Here is a 13,313-nt window from a genome sequence, read left to right as displayed (position 1 = left end):
ACTGCCTATGCCGTTTTTCACCGAAGTAATTTTACCGCTGGCACTGCCTAAAACCTTTACTTATGCTGTAAACGAAGCAGAATATGCTTTTTTACAGCCGGGCATGCGTGTAGCGGTACCCTTTGGACGTGGTAAAATTTATACGGCACTGGTTAAAGACCTGCACCAAAACCCACCCCAGCTTTATGAAGCTAAAGACATTCACCAGATACTGGATGATGCTCCGGTTGTTACCCCCGTACAGTTAGAGCACTGGCACTGGATAGCTTCTTATTACATGTGTACCATAGGCGATGTGTACCGTTCGGCTATGCCGTCAGGTTATCTGCTGGAAAGCGAAACTATTATACTGCCGGGTAAACAGGACGATTTTGAGCAGGACACGCTTACTGATGAAGAATACCTTATCTATGAAGCACTGCAAAAGCAGACCTCACTCAAAATTCAGGAAATATCAGGCATATTAAATAAAAAAACGGTTCTACCGGTTATTAACCGGCTTATTAGTAAGAATGTAGTTTTGCTTAAAGAAGAAATATCTGAAAAGTACAAGCCAAAAACCATAAAATACATTCGCCTCCAAGACGAATTTCTGCAACAGGATAAATTAAGCGAACTGCTTGATATGCTCTCCGGTGCTAAAAAGCAACGTGAGGCAGTACTGCAATACTTCCAGTTACAGGCATCATCTAAAAAACCTGTTAAGGCTAAAACACTCACAGAAACCGGAGGGGTTTCTGTTGCAGCTATTAAAGCGCTTTCAGACAAAGGTATTTTTGAAGAATATTATCTTGAAGAAGACCGCATACAGTTTAAACAGACAGAAGAAACAGGCTTTAGACTGAGCGATAAGCAGGAAGCGGCTTTACAGGATATAAAAACCGCTTTTGCAAAGCACCCTGTAACCTTGCTTCATGGCATAACATCTAGCGGCAAGACCGAAATATACATAAAACTTATTGAGGAATATATAGCTTCCGGCCAACAGGTTTTATACCTCCTGCCTGAAATAGCGCTTACCACGCAACTGGTAAAGAGGCTAACTGCTCATTTTGGCAATAAGGTGGCAGTTTATCATTCTAAATATACCAATAACGAGCGCATAGAAACCTGGCAACAGGTTTTGCAGGGTTCAGAAAAGGCACAGGTTATTATTGGGGCAAGGTCGGCTCTGTTTTTGCCTTTCCATAATTTGGGGCTGGTGGTAATAGATGAAGAACACGAGCAAAGCTTTAAGCAGCAGGACCCTGCCCCGCGTTACAACGCCCGTGATGCAGCAATTGTGCTGGCAGGCTATTTTGATGCTAAAGTTTTATTAGGCTCTGCTACGCCGAGCATAGAAAGCTACTATAACGCCACACACGGCAAATATGGCTATGCCGAAATTAAAGAACGCTATGGCAAAGTTGTGCCGCCGGAAATTGTACTGGTTGACCTTAAAGACAAGTACAAGCGCAAACGCATGACGGGCCACTTTAGCGACACGCTTACCGAAGCGATTGCCGAAACACTCTCTAATGGTAAGCAGGTAATACTCTTCCAGAACCGCAGGGGGTTTTCGCCGTGGGTAGAGTGTATGACCTGCGGCCACGTGCCGCAATGCCCCCAATGCGATGTGAGCCTTACTTATTATAAATATAAAAACCAGCTACGCTGCCATTATTGCGGCTACCATATAGCCAACCCTACACATTGCCACCAGTGCCACTCTGCTGACCTTTCTACAAAAGGGTTTGGTACAGAGCAGATAGAACTGGAGCTTAAAGAGCTTTTTCCTGATAAAAACTCATGGCGTATGGATCAGGATACAACACGAGGTAAATATGGCTATGAAAAAATTATTGATGCGTTTAAAAATCAGGAGATAGATATATTAGTAGGCACGCAGATGCTTGCCAAAGGATTACATTTTGATAATGTGGGGCTTGTGGGCATACTCAATGCCGATAATATGCTGTACCAGCCTGACTTTCGTGCTTTTGAGCGCGCCTACCAGATGATGGTTCAGGTAGCAGGCCGTGCCGGGCGTAAAGATGAACGAGGTAAGGTATATATACAAACCTATAACCCGCTGCACAATATCATCCAGCAGGTTACGGATAATGATTATGAGGCTATGTATAAAGAGCAGCTTTATGAGCGGAATAATTTTAAGTATCCGCCATTCTACAGGCTTGTAAAGCTAACGCTTAAACACAAAGACTTCGAGAAGCTTAAAGACGGGGCTATGTGGCTGTATAATGTGCTGAGCAATAATCTCAATACGCCTGTCCTTGGCCCGGAAGAACCTGCCATAAGCAGGATAAGGAATGAATATATCCGTACAATAATGGTAAAAATACCGCAGGGCAGTGCGCTTGCAGGCACAAAAGCAGTTATAGAAAGGGCATTAGCAAGTTTTGAAGCTATACCCCAGTACAGGTCGGTAAAAGTATCAGTAAACGCAGATCCTTATTGAAGATTGTTTATCGCTTTTGCAAGGTCTTCTTTTTTGTTACGGCTAAGCGGTATTTGTGTAGTGCCTATTTCGGCAAATTTGCTGTTAAAGCGCTGTACCCTTTCAATATTAATGATATACGATTTGTGCACCCTTAAAAACTTATCAGATGGCAGTTCAGCCTCAAAAGATTTCATTGTGCTTAATACCAGGTGAGAGCCTTCATCAGTAATAATCTTAATATAATCGCCAAAAGCCTCAACCCATTTAATACGAGCTATATAAATCTTAAGATTCTTAAGGTTGCTCTTTACAAAAATGAACTCCCCCTCCTCTTCTGGCACTTCCTTTCGCATCTGGTGCAGCTCTATCGCCTTTTGTACCGCTTTATTAAAACGGTCTTTAGTAACGGGTTTGTGCAGGTAATCTATTGCGGCATAGTCGAAAGCCTTTAAGGCATAATCAGACTTTGCCGAAACAAAAATAATCTGCGGCCTGGTCTTCAGCCCGTCAAGCAGGTCAAAGCCCGTTTGTACCGGCATTTCTATATCAAGGAAAAGCAAATCTACATCCTTGTGCAAAATGCAGGCACGGGTTTCGGATGCATTCGAAAAATCACCAATAAGATTCAGGTCCGGATGTTCGTTAACCAGTTTAGCTATAGTTATCCTATGTATGGTGCTGTCATCAACAACTACACAGTTAAGTTTCATTTCAGGTCTTATTAGTAAGGTTTATGGTAATATAAGCTTTTTTTGTTGGGCGTGATTACAAATATAAAGAAAATTACCATTTTTGTTAAGAGAAAAAAGCTTTTTTAAACCTTGCGCAATAAATAAAAATCACTATTTTTGCACCCAATTTTTACATTAAAATTTATCATTATGAACAACTATGAAACTGTTTTCATCTTGAATCCCGTTTTATCTGAAACCCAGGTAAAGGAAACAGTAAGTAAATTTGAAGATTATCTTACTTCTAAGGGTGCCGAGATTGTAGCAAAAGAAGACTGGGGCCTTAAAAAACTGGCCTACGAAATCCAGCACAAGAAAAGCGGATTTTACCACCTTTTCCAGTTTAAAGCTTCAGGCGAAGTTATGCTTGGCTTTGAAACTGAATTCAGGCGCGATGAAAGGATTATGCGTTTCTTAACCGTAAGCCTTGACAAACACGCTCTATCATGGGCAGAAAGAAGGAGAGAAAAACTAAAATCTAAAGCAAACTAATTATGTCAAGTATAGAACAGTCAGCTAAAGGAAAAAAAGACGGGGATATCAGGTATCTTACGCCTTTAAACATAGAGACGAATAAGACTAAAAAGTATTGCCGTTTCAAGAAAGCAGGAATCAAATATGTAGATTATAAAGATCCTGATTTCTTATTGAAATTTGTTAACGAGCAGGGTAAAATACTTCCTCGCCGCCTTACCGGTACATCTCTAAAATACCAGAGAAAAGTATCTGTAGCTATCAAAAGGGCACGTCACCTTGCATTAATGCCATATGTGGCTGATTTACTAAAATAAAAAAGAGGCAATATTATGGAACTTATACTAAAACAGGACGTACAGAATTTAGGATTTAAAGATGATATCGTTACAGTAAAGCCCGGATATGGCCGTAACTATTTAATTCCTCAGGGACTTGCTACAGTAGCAACCCCAACTGCAAAAAAAGTATTGGCAGAAAACCTTAGGCAAAGGGCATTTAAAGAGCAAAAGCTTGTAGATGATGCTAACAAAATTGCCGAAGCGATTAAAGGCCTTGAAATAAAAATTTCTGCAAAAGCAGGCGGCGAAAAACTATTTGGTTCTGTAACCAATGCCGATATTGCCGAGGCTCTTGAGAAAAACGGACACAGCATAGAGAAGAAGTATATTAACAGTGGTATCGTTAAGCGTACCGGTAAATATACTGCTAACGTAAGGCTACACCGCGATGTTATCGTAGAGCTTCCTTACGAAATTGTTGCCGAGCAGCAAAACTAATCTATACGATTATAGAAAAAGCCTTCCGCTAACCCGGGAGGCTTTTTTATTTATACGCTATACGGATTAACTGACAAAATAAATAACTTAAACTTTAAACCTGAAACTTTACAAATGAAATATACCCGCCTAACCAAAGAACAGCTTGAAGAACTGCACCCGGAATTTATACGCTTCCTTGCTTCCCAACAGATAGATAAAAATGAATGGGATACCATTAAAGCCGAAAAACCGGAAGTAGCCGAACAGGAACTGGATGTTTTCAGCGACCTGATATGGGATGCCGTGGTTGACAAAGCCGGGTGGCTGGAGCATTACAGCAAAAACCACATTTTTGTATTTAAGCTGGGCAGGGAAGAAATGGAAAGCATTGTAATACATGCCCACGGTGCCCATGTTGATTTTATGAGCGAGGGTGGCCTGCAATGGCTTAATGAAAATATATTTTCTGACGAGGTAAAGGTATCGCGTGGTAAAAAGCCTTTCGGAGAAGACCGCAATGCAGAGGTTTTTGCACTAATAGAACAAGGGGCTATTTTAAGCGAAGGAACGCTGTACCGCCAGCTTGAAGATATGTTTTAAGCCGACAGGTTTTTGTTTTGTACTCGCAAAAGTTTGGCTAAATTAGCGCATCAATAAATTGGGTAAATGGATATTCTTCAAAAAATAACCGCATTGCGCGAAGAGCTGCAACAGCACAATTATAATTATTATGTACTGGATGCACCGGTAATTACCGACCTGGAGTTTGATATGAAAATGAAAGAACTTCAGGAACTGGAAGCAAAACACCCGGAATTTTTTGACGAAGACTCCCCTACCCAGCGCGTGGGGGGCGGCATTACCAAAAACTTTACTACTGTTGTGCACGAGCACCGCATGTACTCGTTAGATAACGCTTATTCTAAAGAAGAGCTTGCCGACTGGGAGGCCCGTGTGCAGCGTGGCCTGGGCAATGCCCCTGTGCAGTTTACCTGCGAACTGAAATATGACGGCGCTTCTATAAGCATGACATATGAAGGTGGCAAACTGGCAAAAGCAGTTACCCGTGGCGACGGCTTTCAGGGAGATGATGTTACCACAAATGTGCGCACCATAAAATCGGTTCCTTTAAAATTAAAGGGCGATTATCCTGTGAAGTTCGACATACGCGGAGAAATCATCCTTCCGCTTGAAGGGTTTGCCAAAATGAACCAGGAACTTATTGAGCTTGGCGAAACACCTTACTCCAATCCGAGAAATACAGCTTCCGGCAGTCTTAAATTACAGGACAGCGCACTGGTGGCAAAACGCCCTCTGGATTGCCTGCTCTATTCTATCATAGGCAATAACCTGCCAATAGCAACACAATATGAAGGCTTAGAGAAAGCCCGTAATTGGGGCTTTAAAGTACCCAAAGAAGCCAGGCTTGCCCAGAACATGAAAGAAGTACTGGCTTTTATAGATTACTGGGACACCCACCGCCACGACCTGCCTTATGAAACAGATGGCGTGGTTATAAAAGTAAACGACATACACCAGCAGGAAGAACTGGGCTATACAGCCAAGTCGCCACGCTGGGCCATTGCCTATAAGTTTAAGGCAGAACAGGCTTCTACAAAGCTTAACTCCATATCTTATCAGGTGGGGCGCACAGGCGCTATTACCCCTGTTGCCAACCTCGAGCCGGTACAACTGGCAGGCACCATTGTAAAACGAGCCTCTTTGCACAATGCCGACCAGATCGAAAAACTGGATGTGCGTGTTGGTGACACAGTATTTGTAGAAAAAGGCGGCGAGATTATACCTAAAATCATAGCGGTAGATTTTACCAAAAGGCCGGAAGACCTTATGCCTACCGAATACATACACAAATGCCCTGAATGTTTAACCGAACTGGTTAGGAAAGAGGGCGAGGCACAGCATTACTGCCCCAACTTTTACGGATGCCCGCCGCAGATAATAGGGCGCGTACAGCACTACATATCCCGCAAGGCAATGGATATAGAAGGGTTGGGCGGCGAAACGGTGGCTTTGTTGTATAACTCGGGACTTATAGAAAACTATGCTGACTTGTACGAACTCAAAAAAGAGCAGATTGTACCACTGGAACGTATGGCAGATAAGTCGGCGGAAAACCTTATCAACGGTATTGAGAAGTCGAAAGAAATACCTTTTGAGCGTGTGTTGTATGCTTTAGGCATACGCTACGTGGGCGAAACAGTTGCCAAAAAACTCGCTAAGCATTATAAAACTATAGATAATCTTGCCAATGCCTCTTTGATGGATTTGATTTTGGTGGATGAAATAGGCGAACGCATTGCACAAAGTGTGGTTGACTTTTTTGAGAATGAACAGAACAGGACACTTATTGAAAGGCTTAAAGGTTATGGCGTTCAGCTTGAGGTTAAAGAGACTGCCAGTACTGCTGTAAGCGACAAGCTTGCAGGTAATACTTTCGTGGTATCGGGTGTATTTGCCAAGTTCTCACGCGATGAGATTAAAAAAGCTATTGAAGACAACGGCGGCAAAGTGGGCAGCTCCATATCCTCTAAAACCAACTATGTGGTGGCGGGCGACAATATGGGCCCTGCCAAACTTGAAAAAGCGCAAAAAATCGGTGTGAAGATTATTAGTGAAGATGAGTTTATTGAAATGATAAATAATTAGCTATGAAAAAAATTCTCCACTGCATAATCGTTTTTATCGTTTTGATATTATCCTACAGTTGTAAAGGACAGGAAGAAAATCAGATTGAATTGGTCGAAGATGTTGGGCATACCAACCTTGACAGCATCAGGGCTATAGAAAAAAAGCGCAATTTGGAATTGAATTGGAAACCCATAAATAAAGACAGCTTATTGTGGAGAAACAAACATGGTGACATTGGCATCAGGTCACAACGATACCTTGGCGAGCTTACAGAGTGTTATCTTACCAATTTTAATGATGCTGAAAAAACACCATACAAAGATATTATAGATGTTTCTACATTTAAGCTAATTGCCGGAGACCTTGGGTGGGGCGGATATTTTAAGGATAAAAACAATATTTATCACTTTTGGGGAAATTCATGTGGCGGTGGTTTTTATGTTGAAGACGCAGATTATAAAACGTTCAAGGTGATGAATAGCTGTTTCCTGAAAGATAAATATCATATTTATGACCTGCGCTTCGGTATGCTGGATGATGTTGATGTTCATACTTTTAAAATTATTGATAAAGAAGAATGTATTGGACAGGATAAATCCGGGTACATACAGCATGACAGAAGGCTAACTGAAACAGAAGTGAACAATATACTTAATGAGAGATAAGTTAAGCCGTTAAGATACAATCAAAATGAACATCAAACTACTCGCTATAGGCAAAACGGATAACAAGGCACTACAAACGCTGATAGACGACTACCTGAAGCGACTGTCATTCTATATCAAATTTGACCTTGAAGTAATACCTGACATCAAGAACGTAAAAAACCTTAGCGAGGCACAGCAAAAGGAAAAGGAAGGCGAACTGATACTCTCTAAACTCACACCAACCGACCAGTTAATATTGCTCGATGAGAAAGGCAAGACATTCAGCAGTGAGGGCTTTGCAGATGAGTTACAAAAGAAAATGAACTCCGGGATTAAAACCCTTGTGTTTGTAATCGGCGGGCCTTACGGCTTTTCGGATGCAGTATATAGCAAAGCACAGGGTAAAATATCGCTTTCAGCAATGACATTTTCGCATCAAATGGTTCGCCTTTTTTTTATAGAACAAGTGTACCGGGCATTTACCATACTTCGCAATGAGCCGTATCATCATCGATGATTTAAGATTGAAAGATTGAAAAATTAGCTTTCTGAGAAGAATCTTCAAATTTTAAAATTCGCTAATTTTCAAATTGTTTAAAAATCTTCACGGCCTCAGCAGCTTCTTTTACATCGTGCACACGCAATATATTTGCTCCTTTGGTAAGTGCAATGGTATTGAGCACTGTAGTGCCGTTAAGGGCTTCCTGTGGCGTTGTGCCCAGTAATTTGTAAATCATCGATTTGCGCGATACTCCTGCTAAAATTGGTAATCCTGTCATTTTAAACAATTCCAGCTTTTGCAGTACCTCATAGTTTTGCGGCAATGTTTTTGCAAAACCAAACCCCGGATCTATGATAATATCATTTATATCATGCTTCCGCGCTTCCTCAATACGTTCAGAAAAATAAAACAGCATTTCCTTTACAACATCTTCATAATTGGTAAGCTTAACCATAGTTTGCGGCGTACCCCGCATATGCATCATGATATAGGGCACCTTTAGCCTGCCTACGGTTTCCATCATGGCATCGTCAAGCCTTCCGGCAGAAATGTCATTCACTATCGCAGCCCCCGCATGTACACAGGCTTCGGCCACATCAGCCCTGAAAGTATCGATAGATACCAGTGCGTCAGGAAAGTTCTTTTGCAGCAGCTCCACCACTGGCACGGCGCGCTTTAATTCCTCGGCATTACTTACAAAGTGTGCGTTAGGCTTGCTGCTGTAAGCGCCAACATCAATAAAGTCCGCACCGTCGTTAAGCATTTTTTCGGCCTGGCGCAGCAACCCGGCCTCATCTTTATATTTTCCGCCATCATAAAAAGAGTCGGGGGTACAGTTTAAAATACCCATTACTTTCGGCGATGAAAGGTCGGTTAATGTGCCCTTACAGTTAATAAGCATAGTCTGATTTGGCTGTACCCCTTTTGTATTGGGGCGTTTTTTACTACTTTTGAATCTTCACACAAAGATACTACTTAAATGAGTAATACCTCAGCCGAATATGACAGCGTGATTGCAAAATGCAGGGAGCTGTATATTAACAAAATGAAAGATTACGGTTGTGCCTGGCGCATATTAAGGCTGCCTTCTTTAACCGACCAGATTTTTATAAAGGCACAGCGCATACGCAGCCTTCAGGAAAATGAAGTGCGCAGGGTAGATGAAGATGAAACCGGCGAGTTTATAGGGATAATCAACTATTCGGTAATGGCACTTATACAGCTTGACAAAGGCATTGCCTCGCAGCCTGACCTTTCTGCCGATGAGGCAGCAAGGCTGTATGATGAAAAAACAGCCCAAACCAAAGCCCTGATGGAAGCCAAAAACCATGATTATGGCGAGGCATGGCGCGATATGAGGGTAAGTTCGCTTACCGACCTGATACTTCAAAAGCTGCTCCGCGTAAAGCAGATAGAAGATAATAAAGGTAAAACCATAGTATCTGAAGGAATAGACGCCAATTACCAGGACATGATAAACTATGCCGTGTTTGCTCTAATACACATGGGTTTTAATCAATAACAAGTCATTAACAAATCGGGTTAATTTTAGCCTTATTTTTGAAGAAAAACAGTAACAGATGGAAAACAACAAAAGAACCATTGCCATAGTAATACGCATTCTTATTGCCTTTTTGTTCCTGCTTTCGGCAGTAGCCAAACTGTACCCGTCGCCTTATTTTGCTATTTCAACCTTCGAGGTTAAGCAGTTATATGCCATGGGCTTTTCTGAAAGTTTTGCCCCTTATTTTTCAAGGACACTGATAGGGATAGAGTTTGCGCTGGGGCTGTTATTACTGCAACCACATTACCTGAAGCGTTTGGTTATACCTGCCACGATAGCCATGCTCGTAGTATTTATAGCACACCTTACCATAGATACCATCAGTAACGGCAACTCCGGTAGCTGCGGCTGCTTTGGCGAATTATTACCCATGACGCCCGTTGAAGCCATCATTAAAAATGTTATATCGGTAGTATTGCTGATATGGCTGTACAGACTGTTGCCTGCAGATTATAAAAACAGGAACATCTGGGTGCTTACAACTGTATTGTTTGCCTGCATACTTGGTGTATTTATGGCAGCACCGATACAGCCCGTACAATCAGGACAACCTGATCTTTCAGAGATACAAAGTGCTGAAACTGATACGGTTTTTGAAGACGATATCAATATTATCCCTGCTGATACAGCAACTACAACAACAATACCACAAGATACACCAGCCGCTACTACCCAACCACAGGAAGCAGCAACTGCCGCAACACCTGCCCCTGTAACGGTAAATGAGCCTGCCAAAGTAAAATCGGTTTATTCGCAATATTTTCCTAATGCAGATAAAGGCAAAAAAATAATTGCCCTTTTTGCGCCGGGTTGCGAGCATTGCCGCGATGCTGCCAAAGAGCTTACTGCGCTAAAAGCAAAAAACAAAGATTTCCCCGAACTGCAAATTATATTTATGGATGAAGAAGCCAACCTGATACCTGATTTCTTCAAGTATGCCGGGGCTAAATATCCGTACAAAGTATTGGATATCATTACCTTCTGGAAAGTTTTGGGTAACGATAAAGACACACCCGGTATAGTTTACCTGTGGAACGGTAATATTATGAAAGACTGGAATGGGATTAACGAAAAGCATTTTGTAGCTTCAGAACTTGAAAAGGCTTACAAAAAACCTTATACAAAATAATCGCGGTTGTTAAGGTATTTTCTATATAAATCAGGTTATGCGCTGCTCACGCTTTTTGGCGTGGTAACGGTTATTTTCTTTCTGTTTACCGTTTTGCCCGGCGACCCTGCACGCATGATGCTCGACCAGAATGAAAACAGCGAGCAACTGGAGATAATCCGTAAAAAATACGGATTTGATAAGCCAGTAGCCACGCAATATCTGTATTACCTTAACGATTTATCGCCGGTATCATTACACAGTACCAATACTGATGATTATACTTATCTTTCTCAAGATAAATATACTGCATTACCACTTTTTACGGTGGGAACAACAACCACTGTTATAAAAGCGCCTTACCTTCGCGAGAGCTTCCAGAAAAGTGGTAAAAAAGTAACACAGGTTATTGGCGATACCCTGCCTAACACTATAGTACTTGCCTTTAGCGCCATATTTATAGCTATTGTGACAGGTGTTGCACTGGGCGTTGTTTCCGCGCTTAAAAAAGACACAGGCACCGACAGGGCAATTGCATTGGTAAGCACCCTGGGTATGAGCCTGCCCTCTTTTTTTGCAGCCATACTTTTTGCCTGGGTGTTCGGTTTCCTGCTGCACCGCTATACCAACCTTAATATGACAGGCAGCCTTTACGAAGTGGACGATTTTGGCGAGGGCACCTACATACAATGGAAAAACCTTATTTTGCCCGCTATAGTACTGGGCATACGTCCGCTTGGTGTTGTAATACAGCTAATGCGCAATTCGCTACTCGAAGTTATGGGGCAGGACTACGTCCGAACTGCAAGGGCAAAGGGCTTAAGTGAGATGCAGATTATCCGTAAACATGCACTTAAAAACGCACTAAACCCTGTTGTAACAGCCATATCCGGGTGGTTTGCCTCTATGCTGGCGGGAGCTGTATTTGTAGAATATATTTTCGGGTGGAACGGCCTGGGCAAAGAAGTGGTTGAAGCCCTGAACACGTTAGATTTGCCTGTTATAATGGGTGCTGTGCTTGTTATAGCTACTACCTTTGTTATTATAAACATACTTGTAGATGTTATTTATGCATGGCTCGACCCGAAAATAAGGCTCGAATAATTTCATGCATGCATAACAGCAGGTATGGCATTACTGTTTAAATTTGTAGATTATAAAATTATAAATATGAAAAAACTCTTATTACTGCCCATTATACTTTTAGCTTTTGCAGCCTGCAAAAAAGAAGAAAATCCTGAAACCTTCAGCGAAGCGGCACTACAGGATAAAATGACCGCCATTGACGGAACTGAAATGAGTTTTAAAGATGTGCTGGAACAGTATAAAACCAAGCCAATAGTGATAGATGTATGGGCTTCGTGGTGCCCCGACTGTATAAAAGGCATGCCGAAACTACAGGCATTGCAGGAACAATTCCCTGATGTGGTGTATCTTTTCCTTTCGTATGACAAAACTCCTGAATCGTGGAGGGAAGGCATTGACAAATATGGCGTGAAAGGTGAGCACTACCTGATTGGCTCTGAGTGGAAAGGAGGCGCTTTCAGCGAAGCCATAAACCTTGACTGGATACCGCGCTATATGGTTGTTGACAGCGAAGGCAAAATAGCGCTGTTCAGGGCGATAGAAGCTGACGATGAAAAACTTATTGCTACCTTAAATACTATTAAATAATGAGAAAACAGATTGTTGCAGGTAACTGGAAAATGAATAACGACAGCAAGCAGACAAAAGCCTTGCTGGATGAACTGCTTGCCAAAAGGCCGCAAAGCACCAACACAAAAATTGTAATTGCCCCTACGTTTGTAAACCTTCAGCAGGCGGTAGAGCAGGCAGCGGGCAGCAACATTATTGTAGCGGCACAAAACATGCACCAGGCCGAAAGCGGTGCTTATACAGGAGAGATTTCTGTGGGTATGCTTAAAAGCATTAACGTTAACACCGTTATACTGGGACACTCTGAAAGGCGTGCTTACTTTGGCGAGACCAACAGCATTTTGGCAGAAAAAGTAAAGACAGCTTTAAAAAATAATGTTACTATTATATTCTGTTTTGGTGAAGAGCTTGCCGACAGGCAGTCAGGAAACCATTTTAACGTGGTTGAAACACAGCTAAGGGAAGGCCTTTTTCATATTACCGAAGAGCAATGGGGCAGCGTTGTACTGGCTTATGAGCCTGTTTGGGCTATAGGTACAGGCGAAACAGCAAGCCCTGAGCAGGCGCAGGAAATGCATGCATTTATCCGTTCTTTGTTAAGGGATAACATCAGCAGCACGGTTGCAGAAAACACCTCTATACTTTACGGTGGCAGCGTTAAGCCGGATAATGCTACCGAAATATTCTCTAAACCGGATGTTGACGGCGGGCTTATTGGCGGTGCAGCTTTAAAAGCAGATGATTTCCTTGCCATTGTAAATGCGAAATAACAATAACGAAT

At 42.1% G+C, this 13,313-nt stretch carries 15 protein-coding genes; 13 read left to right on the top strand and 2 right to left on the bottom strand.

The window, feature by feature from the left end; all coding sequences use genetic code 11:
* Nucleotides 1-7: 7 nt before the first annotated feature.
* Entirely contained in the window at nucleotides 8-2,458 is a 2,451-nt protein-coding gene (gene priA / locus KJK34_RS00510; RefSeq protein ID WP_223051889.1) for a replication restart helicase PriA, read from the top strand.
* Here the strand turns inward: priA and KJK34_RS00505 are convergent.
* The gene (locus tag KJK34_RS00505; RefSeq protein WP_223051888.1) at nucleotides 2,452-3,150 is read right to left on the bottom strand and encodes a LytR/AlgR family response regulator transcription factor; all 699 of its coding nucleotides are present in this window, start codon (nucleotides 3,148-3,150) and stop codon (nucleotides 2,452-2,454) included. The two genes, priA and KJK34_RS00505, sit on opposite strands and share 7 nt — an antisense overlap.
* A 171-nt stretch (nucleotides 3,151-3,321) precedes the next feature.
* Here KJK34_RS00505 and rpsF point away from each other — a divergent pair, with 171 nt between their 5' ends.
* From rpsF to rlmH, 7 genes are all read left to right on the top strand, one after another.
* A complete protein-coding gene (gene rpsF, locus KJK34_RS00500; RefSeq protein ID WP_223051887.1) occupies nucleotides 3,322-3,663 on the top strand; it encodes a 30S ribosomal protein S6 in 342 nt (113 codons plus the stop codon).
* Between the two features lie 2 nt (nucleotides 3,664-3,665).
* A complete protein-coding gene (rpsR, locus tag KJK34_RS00495) occupies nucleotides 3,666-3,962 on the top strand; it encodes a 30S ribosomal protein S18 (protein ID WP_223051886.1) in 297 nt (98 codons plus the stop codon).
* 15 nt (nucleotides 3,963-3,977) lie between these two features.
* On the top strand, nucleotides 3,978-4,424 hold the full coding sequence (gene rplI / locus KJK34_RS00490) for a 50S ribosomal protein L9 (RefSeq protein ID WP_223051885.1): 447 nt from the start codon (nucleotides 3,978-3,980) through the stop codon (nucleotides 4,422-4,424).
* 114 nt (nucleotides 4,425-4,538) lie between these two features.
* Nucleotides 4,539-5,006, top strand: coding sequence for a DUF6495 family protein (locus KJK34_RS00485; RefSeq protein ID WP_223051884.1), 468 nt, complete (start codon nucleotides 4,539-4,541; stop codon nucleotides 5,004-5,006).
* Nucleotides 5,007-5,072: 66 nt separating this feature from the next.
* Nucleotides 5,073-7,073, top strand: a complete 2,001-nt coding sequence (gene ligA / locus KJK34_RS00480) for an NAD-dependent DNA ligase LigA (RefSeq protein ID WP_223051883.1) — start codon at nucleotides 5,073-5,075, stop codon at nucleotides 7,071-7,073.
* Between the two features lie 2 nt (nucleotides 7,074-7,075).
* The gene (locus KJK34_RS00475; RefSeq protein ID WP_223051882.1) at nucleotides 7,076-7,720 is read left to right on the top strand and encodes a DKNYY domain-containing protein; all 645 of its coding nucleotides are present in this window, start codon (nucleotides 7,076-7,078) and stop codon (nucleotides 7,718-7,720) included.
* 25 nt (nucleotides 7,721-7,745) lie between these two features.
* Nucleotides 7,746-8,219 (top strand): 23S rRNA (pseudouridine(1915)-N(3))-methyltransferase RlmH, encoded by a 474-nt coding sequence (gene rlmH / locus KJK34_RS00470; protein WP_223051881.1) that lies wholly within the window; start codon nucleotides 7,746-7,748, stop codon nucleotides 8,217-8,219.
* A gap of 61 nt (nucleotides 8,220-8,280) precedes the next feature.
* Here rlmH and folP read toward each other — a convergent pair whose 3' ends face one another.
* Nucleotides 8,281-9,105, bottom strand: a complete 825-nt coding sequence (folP, locus tag KJK34_RS00465; protein ID WP_223051880.1) for a dihydropteroate synthase — start codon at nucleotides 9,103-9,105, stop codon at nucleotides 8,281-8,283.
* Between the two features lie 78 nt (nucleotides 9,106-9,183).
* Between folP and KJK34_RS00460 the strand changes: the two genes are divergently transcribed.
* From KJK34_RS00460 to tpiA, 5 genes are all read left to right on the top strand, one after another.
* Nucleotides 9,184-9,726: a DUF1599 domain-containing protein gene (locus tag KJK34_RS00460; protein ID WP_223051879.1), complete on the top strand. Its 543-nt coding sequence runs from the start codon at nucleotides 9,184-9,186 to the stop codon at nucleotides 9,724-9,726.
* Nucleotides 9,727-9,784: 58 nt separating this feature from the next.
* Complete coding sequence (locus KJK34_RS00455) at nucleotides 9,785-10,897, top strand: MauE/DoxX family redox-associated membrane protein (RefSeq protein ID WP_223051878.1); 1,113 nt, start codon at nucleotides 9,785-9,787, stop codon at nucleotides 10,895-10,897.
* Between the two features lie 6 nt (nucleotides 10,898-10,903).
* The gene (locus KJK34_RS00450) at nucleotides 10,904-11,980 is read left to right on the top strand and encodes an ABC transporter permease (RefSeq protein WP_223051877.1); all 1,077 of its coding nucleotides are present in this window, start codon (nucleotides 10,904-10,906) and stop codon (nucleotides 11,978-11,980) included.
* Nucleotides 11,981-12,046: 66 nt separating this feature from the next.
* Nucleotides 12,047-12,550: a TlpA family protein disulfide reductase gene (locus KJK34_RS00445; protein ID WP_223051876.1), complete on the top strand. Its 504-nt coding sequence runs from the start codon at nucleotides 12,047-12,049 to the stop codon at nucleotides 12,548-12,550.
* Nucleotides 12,550-13,302, top strand: a complete 753-nt coding sequence (gene tpiA, locus KJK34_RS00440) for a triose-phosphate isomerase (protein WP_223051875.1) — start codon at nucleotides 12,550-12,552, stop codon at nucleotides 13,300-13,302. Before KJK34_RS00445 ends, tpiA begins: the two co-directional genes overlap by 1 nt.
* Nucleotides 13,303-13,313: the final 11 nt, after the last annotated feature.

The sequence above is a fragment of the Flavobacterium coralii genome (assembly GCF_019891545.1).
Taxonomy (GTDB): Bacteria; Bacteroidota; Bacteroidia; order Flavobacteriales; family Flavobacteriaceae; genus Flavobacterium; species Flavobacterium coralii.
Note: the sequence above shows the minus strand (reverse complement) of the source record. Positions and strands in the feature narration are given on the sequence as shown.

Bases quoted from the DNA above. Each gene is read 5' to 3' on its own strand.
- priA (WP_223051889.1), top strand. From the start codon at position 8: ATGCCGTTTTTCACCGAAGTAATTTTACCGCTGGCACTGCCTAAAACC.
- KJK34_RS00505 (WP_223051888.1), bottom strand. From the start codon at position 3,150: ATGAAACTTAACTGTGTAGTTGTTGATGACAGCACCATACATAGGATA.
- rpsF (WP_223051887.1), top strand. From the start codon at position 3,322: ATGAACAACTATGAAACTGTTTTCATCTTGAATCCCGTTTTATCTGAA.
- rpsR (WP_223051886.1), top strand. From the start codon at position 3,666: ATGTCAAGTATAGAACAGTCAGCTAAAGGAAAAAAAGACGGGGATATC.
- rplI (WP_223051885.1), top strand. From the start codon at position 3,978: ATGGAACTTATACTAAAACAGGACGTACAGAATTTAGGATTTAAAGAT.
- KJK34_RS00485 (WP_223051884.1), top strand. From the start codon at position 4,539: ATGAAATATACCCGCCTAACCAAAGAACAGCTTGAAGAACTGCACCCG.
- ligA (WP_223051883.1), top strand. From the start codon at position 5,073: ATGGATATTCTTCAAAAAATAACCGCATTGCGCGAAGAGCTGCAACAG.
- KJK34_RS00475 (WP_223051882.1), top strand. From the start codon at position 7,076: ATGAAAAAAATTCTCCACTGCATAATCGTTTTTATCGTTTTGATATTA.
- rlmH (WP_223051881.1), top strand. From the start codon at position 7,746: ATGAACATCAAACTACTCGCTATAGGCAAAACGGATAACAAGGCACTA.
- folP (WP_223051880.1), bottom strand. From the start codon at position 9,105: ATGCTTATTAACTGTAAGGGCACATTAACCGACCTTTCATCGCCGAAA.
- KJK34_RS00460 (WP_223051879.1), top strand. From the start codon at position 9,184: ATGAGTAATACCTCAGCCGAATATGACAGCGTGATTGCAAAATGCAGG.
- KJK34_RS00455 (WP_223051878.1), top strand. From the start codon at position 9,785: ATGGAAAACAACAAAAGAACCATTGCCATAGTAATACGCATTCTTATT.
- KJK34_RS00445 (WP_223051876.1), top strand. From the start codon at position 12,047: ATGAAAAAACTCTTATTACTGCCCATTATACTTTTAGCTTTTGCAGCC.
- tpiA (WP_223051875.1), top strand. From the start codon at position 12,550: ATGAGAAAACAGATTGTTGCAGGTAACTGGAAAATGAATAACGACAGC.